Raw genomic sequence first — 12,575 nt, forward strand, 5'->3', positions numbered from 1 at the left:
TGGCAGGACGGCGACGCGGCGCAGCGTCTTTGTATCGTCGTGGCCCTCGGCCCAAGAAAGGATCCATGGGGGCCCGCAACCGGACGGTATCGGATCCGTCGGTGGGGTGCGCGAATGACGCGTGTTCCGGCCGCTGCCGCCCCTCAGCCCCCCGCCAGGCGGGACAGGCTGCGGGCGGCGGCGGCGACCGCGCTCTCCCAGTCGCCGGGGCGGTCCTGGCGGAACGGAGTGATCGTCGGGTACCAGCGGCAGCCGCCGCCGGCCTCTGCCCAGCGCCATTCGGCGACATGCGGGAGCAGGGTCCAGCAGCGCAGCCCCATCGCGCCGGCCATGTCGGCGGCCGGGCAGTCGACCGTGACAGCCAGGTCGACCGCGGCCAGGGCGGCGGCCAGGTCGACGGGGCCGGTGATGTGCTGGCCCAGCGGGGTCAGCAGGTCGGGCTGTGCCAGGCCGTCGATCTCCGCCTGGGCCGGCCCGAACTGCAGGCTGACGAAACGCACATGCGGCACCTGCAGCAGCGGCGCCAGGTCCTTCAGCGCCATGCTGCGTTCGTCGCCGGGCCGGTCATGGCCGTGCGGCCGCCAGATCAGGCCGACGAGCGGCCGGTTGTCGTCCGCGCCCCGGTTCGCGACCGCTGCGACCCGCTGCTGCCAGGCCTGGGCCGCCCGCGGCGGCACCGAGAGATAGGGGATCCCTGCCGCCGGTGCCTCCAGCGCCTGCGGCAGCAGGTTCGGCAAGGCCCCCAGCCGCTGGATCGCGTCGCAGGGCACGTCGGCGGCGGGGGCCACCGGCACGACCGTGTCGATGCCGGGCACCCGGTCGATCAGCGGCGCCATGTTGCGGAAGTCCAGGAAGGTGATCCGTTCGACCCGCGCCCGCGCCGCCGCGGCGAAGCGCAGCATCAGGAAGGTCAGGCTGTCGTCCGGTTCCGGGACCAGCACCAGATGCCCGCCCTGCGGCAGCCCGGCGCCCAGCGGGGCGCCGTCCCATTCCGGCTCCTCCCCCTTCAGCTTCGCGAAGGGCGCATCCGCCGCCACGGCCGGCAGGTCGTACATCGCGGCCAGGTTGGCGAAGCCGTCGGCCAGCCGGCCGCCGGCCAGCTGGATGCGGCCCTTGTGCAGCCGGGCGGCACTGTTCTCGGGCGCCAGGGTCAGGGCGCGGTCCAGTGCGGCATCGGCCTGCTCGATCCGGCCCTGCAGGTGCAGCAGGGCGGCCAGGTTCGCCCAGGCGGCCGCGTCCTGCGGCTTCAGCTCCGTCGCCCGGTGCAGGTGCGCGATGGCCGCGGCCGGCCGGTCCTGCTCCACCGCGATCTGCGCCAGCAGCAGTTCCGCCGGGGCGAAGCGGGACTCCGCCGCGCGCAGCTTCTCCAGCAGCTTGCGGGCGGCGTCCAGTTCCCCCAGCGCCACCAGGCTCTGGGCCAGGTTGTGGTGGTGCTGCGGCATCTGCGGCGCCAGGATCAGCGCCTGTTCCGCCGCCTCACGCGCACCCTCGCGGTCGCCGGCCATCGCCCGCAGGGCATAGAGGTTGGTCCAGGCGCCGTGCAGCTTCGGGTCGGCCTCCAGGGCCCGGCGGAAATGGGCTTCCGCCTCGCCTGCGCCGTCCTCCCCGTCCAGCAGCATGCGCATCATGCCCATGTTCAGGTGCGCAGCGCCGGCGGCCGGCTGCCGCTCCGCCGCGCGGGCGAAGCTGTCATGGGCCGCTTCGTGGCGGCCCAGCGCCATCAGCGCGCTGCCGCGGTTCAGCAGGTGGCCGGCATTGTCCGGATCGGTCGCCAGAAGCTCGTCGTAGCAGCGCAGCGCCCCCTCGGGGTCCTGCATCATCAGGTAGAGCGCGCCGCGGTTCGCCCGCATGTCCGGATCGTCGGGATGCGCGGCCATCCCCTTGCGCAGCAGCTCCGCCGCATCGCCGGTGCGGCCCGCATGCATCATCACCGTGGCCAGCCCGCTCAGCGCGCCGGGATGGGTCGGGTCGGCCTCCAGCACCTGGTTGAACAGGAAGGCGGCCAGGTCCGGCCGCCCGCCGTCCAGCTGCGCCTTGCCGGCCGTGACGGCGGCGGCGAGGTTGGTGATTGCCATGGATGGTCGCTCCCGCTGCGGCGATGCGGAGCCATATCATGACCGGCGCGGCGCGGCAGTCCATCCGGTCGAAAAGCTGTACCATCGTATGACGATGCGGTAGTCATTCGGGGGCCGGAGGGCGGTTGCGGAAGCTGACCGTCTGGTCAACACTCGGCCCCTCCCCCGTATGATGGCGCTCCGGGCGATGGCGGCCCGGCGCGGGACAGAAAACAGGACGGATCTTCCAGTATGCGACTGATCGGCGTGGATGTCGGCGGAACCTTCACCGACGTGGTCTTTGCGGACACCGATAGCGGCACCTCCACCATCCACAAGGTGCCGACGACGCCGGACGATCCCTCCGAAGGGGTGCTGAACGGCATCCTGCAGCTCTGCGAGCGGGCGGAGATCGATGCCGCCTCGATCGACCATGTGCTGCACGGCACCACTACGGCGACGAACGCGGTGCTGGAATATGACGGCGCCAAGACCGGCATGGTGACCTCGCAGAACTATCGCGACATCGTCCATATCGGCCGCCACCAGCGCCCGCAGCACTATTCGATCCGGCAGGAGATTCCCTGGCAGGACCGGCCGCTGGTAAAGCGCCGCTACCGCCTGACGGTGCCGGAGCGGCTGTCGGCGCCGAACGGCGACGTCCTGACCCCGCTTGACGAGGATGCGGTCCGCGCGGCCGCGCGGAAGCTGAAGGCCGAAGGGGTGGAGGCGGTCGCCGTCTGCTTCCTGTTCTCCTACCTGGACCCGCGCCACGAGGAACGCGCCCGCGACCTGATCCTGGAGGAATATCCCGACTGCTTCGTCACCACCTCCTCCAACGTGACGCCGCAGTTCCGCGAGTTCGAGCGCTTCACGACGACGGCGATGAACGCCTTCGTCGGCCCGAAGGTGCGGCGCTACGTCTCCCGCCTGGACGAGCAGCTGCGCGCCAAGGGGCTGAAGGCCGACCTGCACATCATGGGCTCCAACGGCGGCGTCGCCACCGCGACCATGGTGGCGGAGCGGCCGGTCCTGACCCTGCTCTCCGGCCCCGCGGCCGGCGTGCTGGGCGGCGCCTGGGCGGGCGAGCTGTCGGGACGCAACAACCTGATCACCTTCGACATCGGCGGCACCTCCGCCGATATCGGCATCGTGGCCGACGGCAGGTTCGCCGAGGCGACGGCCCGCGACACCTGGATCGCCGGCTATCCGCTGATGGTGCCGATGATCGACATCCACACCATCGGTGCCGGCGGCGGCTCCATCGCCCATGTCGACGAGGGCGGCGCCTTCCGGGTCGGGCCGAAATCCGCCGGCGCGCGCCCCGGCCCGGCCGCCTACGGCCATGGCGGCACGGAGCCCACGGTGACCGACGCCAATGTCGTGCTCGGGCGGCTGGACACCAAGGCCTTCCTGGGCGGCGAGATGGGGCTGGACGAGGTCGCGGCCCGCCGGGTGATCGCCCGCCTGGCGGAGCAGCTGGGGATGAGCGAGCTGGAGACGGCGGAGGGCATCCTGACCGTGGTGAACGCCAACATGGCGAACGCGATCCGCGGCCGCACCGTGCAGAAGGGCCTGGACCCGCGCGACTTCTCCCTGGTGGCGTTCGGCGGCGGCGGGCCGGCGCAGGCGGTCGACGTGGCGGCGATGCTCGGCATTCCGGAGGTGATCGTGCCGCCGGCGCCCGGCATCACCTCCGCCGTCGGCCTGATCACCACCGACATGAAGTACGACCTCCTGAAGACCGCCTTCCAGATCTCCACCCAGCCGGACCCGGCGCGCATCGACGGCGATTTCCAGACGATGCAGAAGACCCTGGTCGACCAGTTCGCCAAGGACGGCATCGGCGAGGGCGAGATTCAGTTCGAGCGCGGCGCCGACCTGCGCTATGTCGGCCAGGGCTATGAGCTGCGGGTCGCTTTCCCCGCCGGCAAGGTCGACGATGCGGCGATGAAGGCCGTCTTCAAGGCGTTCGAGGAGAAGCACGAGGCCGAATACGGCCATCTGTTCCCGGAAAGCCCGATCGAGATCGTGAACCTGCGCATGACCGGTCTCGGCGTGATGCCGAAGATCGGCAAGCCGCAGGTGGAAGAGGGCGGCAGCCTGGAGGCGGCCCTGGTGCGCACCGGCGCCTGCGTGTTCCGCGAGGGCGCCGAGGCTTCCGGCGCGCTGAAGGAATTCGACACCGCCTATTACCGCCGCGACCGCCTGCCGCTGGACACCTGGATCGAAGGGCCGGCGGTGATCCTGCAGAAGGACACCACCACGGTGGTGCGCCCGCAGGACAGCTTTATCGCCGAGCGCGGCGGCAATATCCTCATCAAGGTCGGCCTGTAAGGCCGGCGAGCAGAGACCGGGAGTACCAGCCATGGTCAGCAGCGAGATCCAGCAGCCCCGCGCCGCCGCCGCCGATGCCGCCGGCATCGACCCGATCACCGCCGCGGTGATCCAGGGCGCGCTCCGCAACATCGCGATCGAGATGGGCTACAAGCTGATGCGGATGTCCTATTCCTCGATCATCCGGGAGTCGGAGGATTTCGGCGCCGCGGTGGTGGACGAGCATGGCCGCCAGCTGTCGGAATCGATCCAGTCCACGCCGCTGCAGTCCGGCCCGATCCCGGGCTATGTGCAGGGTGTGCTGAAGCAGTTCGCCGAACGCGGGGAGACGATCAATCCCGGCGACGTGATCATGCACAACGATCCCTATGGCGGGGCGAGCCACGGCCCGGACGTCGCCTTCATCGTGCCCTGCTTCCACAAGGACGAGCTGGTCGGCTTCGCCTGCACCACCGCCCACCACCTGGACATCGGCGCGCACAGCCCGGGCTCCGCCGGCATCGTCGACGCGGTCGACGTCTATGCCGAGGGCCTGCAGTTCAAGTCGATCAAGGTCTATGACCGTGGCCAGAAGGTCGGCCCGGTCTGGCAGATCCTGCGCGACAACCTGCGCGCCCCCGACATGGTGGTCGGCGACATGGAGGCGCAGGTCGCGGCATCCCGCATCGGCGCGCAGCGCTACCTGGACCTGATCGACCGCTATGGCCTGGACAAGGTGCGGGCGGCGTCGGAAGAGCTGATGGCCTATTCGGAGCGCATGATGCGCAAGGCGATCAGCGAACTGCCCGACGGTACCTATCCGGCGCATACCTTCATCGACGGCTTCGAGCATGACGACGATCCGGACGTGAAGAACCTGAAGATCGCCGCCACCATCACCATCAAGGGCGACGAGATGATCGTCGACCTCTCCGGCACCGCGAAACAGCTGGAGACCAAGGCGATCAACATGCCCTATGTCGGCACCGTCGACGTGGCGGTCTGGCTGGCGATCCGCTCCGTCCTGCTGGACAGCGCGGTGGTGGGGGAGATCCCGCAGAATTCCGGCCTGACCCGGCCGATCACCATCACCTCGCCCGAAGGGCTGATGTGCAACCCGATCTTCCCGGCGCCGGTGATCGCCCGCTTCTGCCCCGGCAACGCTTTGTCGGACACGGTGATGAAGTCGCTGTCGCAGGCGGTGCCGAAGCAGGTTTCCGCCGGCATCGGCAACCTGAAGGTGCTCGCCTTCTCCGGCTACCGCAACAATACGCACTGGGTGCATATGGAGATCTGCGAGGGCGCTTATGGCGGCCGCCACGGCATGGACGGGATGGATGCGGTGGATACGCTCTATGCGAACACCCGCAACAACCCGATCGAGGACCTGGAGAGCCACCTCCCCTTGCGCATCCTGAAGTACGAGCTGCGCGAGGATGTCTGCGGCGCCGGCAAGTGGCGCGGCGGCATGGGTACGATCCGCGAGTTCCAGATGCTGGGCGCCGGCGGCGTGTCGGTGGAGGGCGAGGGCCATGTCTTCAAGCCCTGGGGGCTGGAGGGCGGCAATGACGGCCATCCCGCCGGCCTGCTGATGAAGCAGGGCAACCAGACCACCTCCCTGCCGTCGAAGCTGCCCTACAAGGCGGCGCAGGAGGATGCGATCCTGGTGGCGGTCGGTCCCTCCGGCGGCGGCTACGGCAATCCCTTCGAGCGCGACCCGAAGAAGGTGCTGGACGACGTGCTGGACGAGCTGATCACCGCGGAGACGGCGAAGCACGATTACGGCGTGGTGATCGCCGACGGCCAGATCGACATGGCGGCGACGGAGAAGCTGCGCGCCGCCGCGCACTGACCGGGGCCTGAGCAGCAGGGGATCGACCATGCGCCCGAACATCCATCCCTCCGCGCGGGTCGACGAGGCCCGCCTGTGGGACCGGCACGAGCAGATGGCCGCGATCGGCGGCTTCGTGAACGAGCAGGGCCATCGCGGGGTGAACCGCGCCGCCTTCTCCGCCGAGGATATCGGCGCGCGCCGCCTGCTGATCGGCTGGGCGAAGGCGCGCGGCTGGGCCATTTCCAGCGACCCGATCGGCAATATCTTCGTCCGCCGCCCGGGCCGCGACCCGGACGCCGCGCCGGTGCTGACCGGCAGCCACATGGACAGCCAGCCGCGCGGCGGCCGCTTCGACGGCATCTACGGCGTGCTGGCCGGCCTGGAGGCGCTGGAGGCGATGGACGATGCGGGGGTGGAGACGGAGCGCCCGATCGACCTGGTCGCCTGGTCGAACGAGGAGGGCGGCCGCTACCAGCCCGGCACGATGGGGTCGAACACCTTCGTCGGCGGCTACGACTTCGAGAAGATGCTGGCCACCCGCGACGGCGACGGGATCGAGCTGCGCGAGGCCCTGGCCGAGACAATGTCGGCGATGAAGGATTTCGCCGGCGACCTGCAGGACCGCCCCTTCAACTTCCCGATCGCGGCATGTGTGGAGGCGCATATCGAGCAGGGGCCGCGGCTGGAGGCCGACAACCGCACCATCGGCGTGGTCACCGGCATCCAGGGCATCCGCTGGTACCTGACCAAGGTGTTCGGCCGCACCGACCATGCCGGCACCACGCCGCTGCGCCAGCGCAAGGACGCGGTGCAGGCGACCCTGCGCGTGATCCAGGGTTTCAACGAGCTGATGCACGACCCCGACGACGTGCTGCGTTTCACCGTGGCGCGCATGTTCGTGCGGCCCAACGCGCCGTCCTCGGTCGCCAACGAGGTGGAGTTCACCGTCGACTTCCGCCATCCCGACATCGCGGTGCTGAAGGAACGCGGCGACAAGCTGCCGGGCCTGGCGGCGGAGCTCGCCGCGCCCTGCACGGTCGAGATGAACGAGATGATGAACATGGCGCCGACCGTCTTTCCGGACGAGCTGATCAACACGGTGGAGGCGGCGACCCGCAACCTGGGCCATCCCTACATGCACCTGCCGTCGGGCGCCTTCCACGACGCCGGCTATATCGCCAAGGTCGCCCCGACCACGATGATCTTCATCCCCTGCAAGCGCGGCGTCAGCCACAACGAGGCGGAGGACGCCACCCCCGCCGACTGCGCCGCCGGCGCCCAGGTCCTCGCCGACACGCTGGTCGCGCTCGCGAACAGGTAGGCGCGGCCGCACCTCCCCCTGCGCCGTCGTCCTCGGGCCTGACCCGAGGATCGTGACGTGACGGCGACGCAGCCAGGCGCTGCGGCAACACCAACTCCTCCGTCGTCCTCGGGCTTGACCCGAGGATCGTGACGGGACGGCGAAACAGTTGGCCGGCGCAGCGTTACCGCCGGCGTCGGGATCCTCGGGTTAAGCCCGAGGATGACGGATATGGATTGGGGCGCCGCGCCGCCCGACTGCAATCGGAGACCCCCATGCCCCGCACCCCCTCCCGCATCATGACCGTCGCCGCCGCCCAGATGGGCCCGATCGCCCGTGACGAGAGCCGGCAGGCCGTCGTCGCGCGGCTGATCGACATGCTGCGCCAGGCGAAGGACCGCGGGGCGGACCTGGTGGTCTATCCGGAACTCTGCCTGACCACCTTCTTCCCGCGCTGGATGATGGAGGACCAGGACGAGGTCGACAGCTGGTTCGAGCGCACGATGCCGAACCCGGCGGTCAACCCGCTGTTCGAGGCCGCGCGGGAATCGGAAGTGGGGTTCTGCCTCGGCTATGCCGAACTGGCGCAGGAGGATGGCGGAACGAGGCGCTTCAACACCGCCATCCTGGTCGACAAGGCGGGCAGGGTGGCGCTGAAATACCGCAAGGTGCATCTGCCCGGCCATGCCGAGCCGCAGGAGGGGCGCAAGTTCCAGCACCTGGAGAAGCGCTATTTCGAGCCCGGCAATCTGGGCTTCCCGGTCCGCCGCGTGATGGACGCCAATATGGGCCTGTGCATCTGCAACGACCGCCGCTGGCCGGAGACCTACCGGGTGATGGGCCTGCAGGACGTGGAGATGGTGCTCTGCGGCTACAACACGCCGACCGACCATGTGCAGGACCCAGCGATCAACCGCCTGTCGGACTTCCACAACCACCTGTCGATGCAGGCCGGCGCCTACCAGAACGCCACCTGGGTGGTCGGCGTCGCCAAGGGCGGGGTCGAGGAGGGCTCGGAGATGATCACCCACTCCGCCATCTTCGCCCCATCGGGCGAGATCGTCGCCCAGGCCGCCACCATGGAGGACGAGGTCGTCACCTTCGCCTGCGACCTCGAGATGGGGCGCAAGTACAAGGAAACCATCTTCAACTTCGCCGCCCACCGCGAACCGGACGCCTACCGGCTGATCGTGGAGCGCAAAGGGGCGGAGCCGCCGGCGGCCTGAGCGGGGCGCCGTTCGCTCCCGGCGTCACGCGCGGACTTGATCCGCGCGTCCATGGCGCCGTTTCTCAATGGGCTGGGGGGCTTGCCACGGCTATTGAGGTTGCCCTGCGATGGACCGCCGGGACAAGCCCGGCGGTGACGGCAACTGGGGAAGTCTGTAGCCCTATGCCGGCGGCTTCGCCTGCGGGCCGGCGATCTCCATCGCCTTGATATAGGCGGGTCGCGACGTGATCCGCTTCAGGTAGGCCTGCACGTTAGGCAGGTCGTCAATGGCGACCGGGCCGAACTTCGGCAGCTCGACCAGGGCATAGGCCGACATGATGTCGGCGCAGGTCAGGGCGGGGCCGGCGAGGAAGGCGGACTGACCCAGCCGCTGCTCCAGGAAGCGAAAGGCGCCGGACTGCCGGCGCTCCACCACCTTCGCGACCAGCTGCGCCCGCGGGTCCTGCGGCGCGGGGCCGGCACCCATGCTGGCGAAGAACAGACCGAGCATGCTGTTGTTGAACTGCATCCAGTAGACATAGTCGATATAGGCCGGGTCGCCGGGCGCCACCGTCAGGCGGCCGCCGGCATGGCGGTGGCAGATATGCTCCACGATCGCCACCGATTCCGTCAGCACCAGGCCGTCATCGTCGATCACCGGCGCCGTCGCCGCCGGGTGCAGCGCCAGGTATTCGTCCGGCGCCAGCCGGTCGGGACCGCGATGGTGCCATTTCAGGTCGTAGGGCAGCCCCAGCTCCTCCATCAGCCAGACGATACGGTCGGACTGCGACTGTCCCAGGTGGTGGATGACGATCATCGGTCTCTCCGGCGCGGTTCGGTGGGGGGCTGGCTGAGGTCCGGCCCGGCGTTGTGGATACCATAGTCCACCCGCGCCGGCGGACGAACCTCGGCAGGCGAATGCCCCGGCGGCGACCGAATTTCGCCATCTTCCGCGCTATGGTGGCCGCCTGCCGCCGCGACGGGGCGGCCGAACCGGATGGAGACGAGAATGAAGACGGGACGCCTCACCACCCTGGCGGCGGCCGCGGCTGCGGGCGCGCTGCTGCTGGCCGGCGCACCGGCACGGGCGGCCGATCCGCTGCTGGAGGAAGCCGTCGAATTCACCGGCGCGGTGATGTACCTGGACTTCAAGGTGCCGGGCGTGGTGCTGGGCGTGATCCGCAACGGCGAGACCGCGGTGATGGGCTTCGGCGAGCTCTACGAGGGCGCCGGGGTCGAGCCCGACGGCAACACGAAGCTGCGCATCGGCTCGATCTCCAAGGCGATGACCGGGCAGGTGCTGGCCAGCCTGGTCGCCGACGGGACCGTCGCCTTCACCGACACCGCGGCCGGCCACCTGGCCAAGGCACCCGGCTGGGCGGACGCCGTCGTGCCGCAAATGGACGGCAGGCAGATCCGCCTGATCGACCTGGCCACCCACAGCGCCGGCCTGATGCGCGACGCCCCGCGCGAGCCCGGGCCGCCGGAGGATCCGGAGCGCAACAACACGATTGCGGCGGCGATCGCCGCACTGAAGACCGAGCCGCTGCTGTTCGCGCCCGGCACCGGCGCGCTCTATTCCAACCTGGGCTTCGACCTGCTGGGCGCAGCGATGGAAGGGGCGGCGGGCAAGTCCTATGCGGAACTCCTGAAGGAGCGGGTGCTGGATCCCGCCGGCATGAAAGACACCGGTATCGCGACGGCGCGCGGCATGCCGGAGGGCCATATGCTGGGCCAGGGCTTCCAGGGCGAGCAGATCCCGGCGGTCCCTGCCGCGGCGACCACCGCGCCTGCCGGCGGCCTGGTCTCCACCCCCAACGACATCCTGCGCTGGATGGCCTGGCATTTGGGCGACCTGCCGGACCACCAGGCGGAGGTCCGGCTGCTGGACCATGCCGCCTATATCCCCCGCGACCGGCTGGCGCCGGCCTATGGCCTGGACGAGAGCGGCCATGCCGACGCGCTGGGCCTGGGCTGGATCGTCATGCTGGCCGAGGGCGAGCGACCGACCCTGCTGCAGAAGGCCGGCGGCGGCAACGGCATCTTCACCTACATGGCCTTCGCGCCGGGCCGCGACATCGGCGCCTTCGTCGCCATCAACAGCTTCGACTTCGGTGCCGCCATGGGCATGGCGGAGGTGGTGAACGGCCTGATCGCCCAGCTGTCGCCGCGCTGATCCCGTCGCGCCGTTCCGGCCACCAGCCGGCGGCGGGTCAGTCCTTCAGCGCGAGCAGGTCGAGAAGCAGCGGGGCGGCGTCCTGCGGCGGCAGGGTCAGGGCCTGTCGCAGCAGGATCGCCGACAGGCGGCAGACCTCGTCCGCCGCCATGCCGGGCCTGCCGTCCCAGGCGTCGGCGGCCTTCTGCAGGATCTCCGCCTCGTCATGCCGCGCCTCGATCGCGTCGAACAGACGCTCGTAGAGGGCGTCGAGCCGCTCCGGCTCCGCCGCTCGCTCCCGGCTGGACATGCCGGTGAGGATGATGTCGGTCTCGATCCTGTTGCCCCGCTCGATGGACTGCCGGTCGAGAATGGGGGCGACCTCCGGCGTGAGTTCCATCGCCGCGGCGTAGCGGCGGCAGGCCTCCGCATCTGCCGCGCCGAGCGCCTCGAGGCGCTCGAGGTGCAACTCACCCATGGCCAGGATCGTCGCATCGTCGGCGCGGGGACGGAGCCGACGGATCGTGTCCGACAATGCCGTTCGCAGGGTCGCAAGGATCTCGCTCTCCGAACGGCCCGCGACCAGGCTGTCGCGGTATGCCGCCGCCAGCCATGCGAAGGTCTGGGGTTCCGCCTGCGCCAGCGCGGCGAAGATGGGATATGCCTGCATTTCGGTGACGATTTCCTCCAGTGTGATCTCCGGCGGAAGGTCGACAACCGCGAACTGGTCCCCGGCGATGTCGGTCACGACACCGGCGGCACGCAGCTCCGCCATGGTCGGGAACCACATCTCCGCATTCGGCAGGAAGAATGCGCGTTGGGCGAAATCCGGGCTCACCCCTGCGGCAATGGCGGCTTCGGCAACTTTCCTGTCGAAGGCGGTCATGCTCGCCTGGTCCAGCCCCGGCAGTATCCCGCCGTGGAAACCCAGCCGCCCCTGCGGGGCGAGATAGCGGCGCTGCCCGCCAAGGAAGACGGTCGTGCAGGCCGACAGGCAGCGCCGGCCGACATAGGTGTCCAGGCCGCGCTCGCGGATCAGGGTCTGAAGCCGCAGCCCTGCGGCGAGCCGGCCGCCCGTGCTGTCCAGCTGGACGGTGCGGACCGTCGGCACCCGGTCCAGCAGCGCGGCGAGATCGTCGGCGGCGCCGAACCGGATGCCGCCGGACATCACGACCTCGGTACCGTCGCCGGCGATCCGGAGGGTGTAGGGCGGGATCTCCGGGTCGCCCATCGCGATCCGTGCCGCCATCTCCAGCTGCGGGCCGGCATGGCGGGTCAGGGTCAGCGCGACCTGGATTGCGCCGACCACCATCATGATCCTGGCCAGCACCGCCCAGAACCTGCGCCCGCCGCGGCCCACATGCCGGCCGGCCGACCGCCAGGTCCCGACGAGCTGCCAGAGCGAGATGCCGCAGATGGCAAGCCAGAATGCCAGCAGGGTCAGAAAGCCTCGCCAAGGCTCGTAGAGGTCGCCGACATCCTCCGGTACGGCCCTGACCAGGAGGTTGCAGGCGAAGGCCAGCAGCACCCCGTTGACGAAATAGCTGACGGGAAGGCTCAGTTCGCCGTGCCAATGGCGCCCGACATAGGATCGGCCCAGCCAAGTGCGGCGCGTCGCATCGGACATGACCAGATCCCCGTCATCCGCGTCTGACCAGTATGGCGCAGATGGCGTTCCGCCGGCAAAACGCCGGGCGCGGGAAGCTGCG

At 69.9% G+C, this 12,575-nt stretch carries 8 protein-coding genes; 5 read left to right on the top strand and 3 right to left on the bottom strand.

Annotated features, from left to right (window positions below; all coding sequences use genetic code 11):
• Positions 1-143 precede the first annotated feature (143 nt).
• Positions 144-2,075 carry a tetratricopeptide repeat protein gene (locus ACFOGJ_RS11690; RefSeq protein ID WP_379900484.1) on the bottom strand — a complete coding sequence of 644 codons (1,932 nt, stop codon included), beginning with the start codon at positions 2,073-2,075 and terminating at the stop codon, positions 144-146.
• A 231-nt stretch (positions 2,076-2,306) separates the two neighbouring features.
• Here ACFOGJ_RS11690 and ACFOGJ_RS11695 point away from each other — a divergent pair, with 231 nt between their 5' ends.
• The 4 genes from ACFOGJ_RS11695 (at position 2,307) to ACFOGJ_RS11710 (ending at position 8,730) form a co-directional block, all read left to right on the top strand.
• On the top strand, positions 2,307-4,391 hold the full coding sequence (locus tag ACFOGJ_RS11695) for a hydantoinase/oxoprolinase family protein (RefSeq protein ID WP_379900486.1): 2,085 nt from the start codon (positions 2,307-2,309) through the stop codon (positions 4,389-4,391).
• A 31-nt stretch (positions 4,392-4,422) separates the two neighbouring features.
• A complete protein-coding gene (locus ACFOGJ_RS11700) occupies positions 4,423-6,222 on the top strand; it encodes a hydantoinase B/oxoprolinase family protein (protein ID WP_379900488.1) in 1,800 nt (599 codons plus the stop codon).
• 28 nt (positions 6,223-6,250) lie between these two features.
• Positions 6,251-7,525, top strand: coding sequence for a M20 family metallo-hydrolase (locus ACFOGJ_RS11705; RefSeq protein ID WP_379900490.1), 1,275 nt, complete (start codon positions 6,251-6,253; stop codon positions 7,523-7,525).
• A 254-nt stretch (positions 7,526-7,779) separates the two neighbouring features.
• A complete protein-coding gene (locus tag ACFOGJ_RS11710) occupies positions 7,780-8,730 on the top strand; it encodes an N-carbamoyl-D-amino-acid hydrolase (protein WP_379900492.1) in 951 nt (316 codons plus the stop codon).
• A 162-nt stretch (positions 8,731-8,892) separates the two neighbouring features.
• On the opposite strand, the gene ACFOGJ_RS11715 is transcribed toward ACFOGJ_RS11710, so the two are convergent.
• Entirely contained in the window at positions 8,893-9,528 is a 636-nt protein-coding gene (locus tag ACFOGJ_RS11715; protein ID WP_379900494.1) for a glutathione S-transferase family protein, read from the bottom strand.
• Positions 9,529-9,720: 192 nt separating this feature from the next.
• Here ACFOGJ_RS11715 and ampH point away from each other — a divergent pair, with 192 nt between their 5' ends.
• Positions 9,721-10,887: a D-alanyl-D-alanine-carboxypeptidase/endopeptidase AmpH gene (gene ampH / locus ACFOGJ_RS11720; RefSeq protein ID WP_379900496.1), complete on the top strand. Its 1,167-nt coding sequence runs from the start codon at positions 9,721-9,723 to the stop codon at positions 10,885-10,887.
• Between the two features lie 37 nt (positions 10,888-10,924).
• Here the strand turns inward: ampH and ACFOGJ_RS11725 are convergent, their stop codons facing one another.
• Positions 10,925-12,493: a COG3904 family protein gene (locus tag ACFOGJ_RS11725; RefSeq protein ID WP_379900498.1), complete on the bottom strand. Its 1,569-nt coding sequence runs from the start codon at positions 12,491-12,493 to the stop codon at positions 10,925-10,927.
• Positions 12,494-12,575: the final 82 nt, after the last annotated feature.

The organism is Marinibaculum pumilum (genome assembly GCF_042646425.1).
In the GTDB taxonomy this organism is placed as follows: Bacteria; Pseudomonadota; Alphaproteobacteria; order Ferrovibrionales; family Ferrovibrionaceae; genus Marinibaculum; species Marinibaculum pumilum.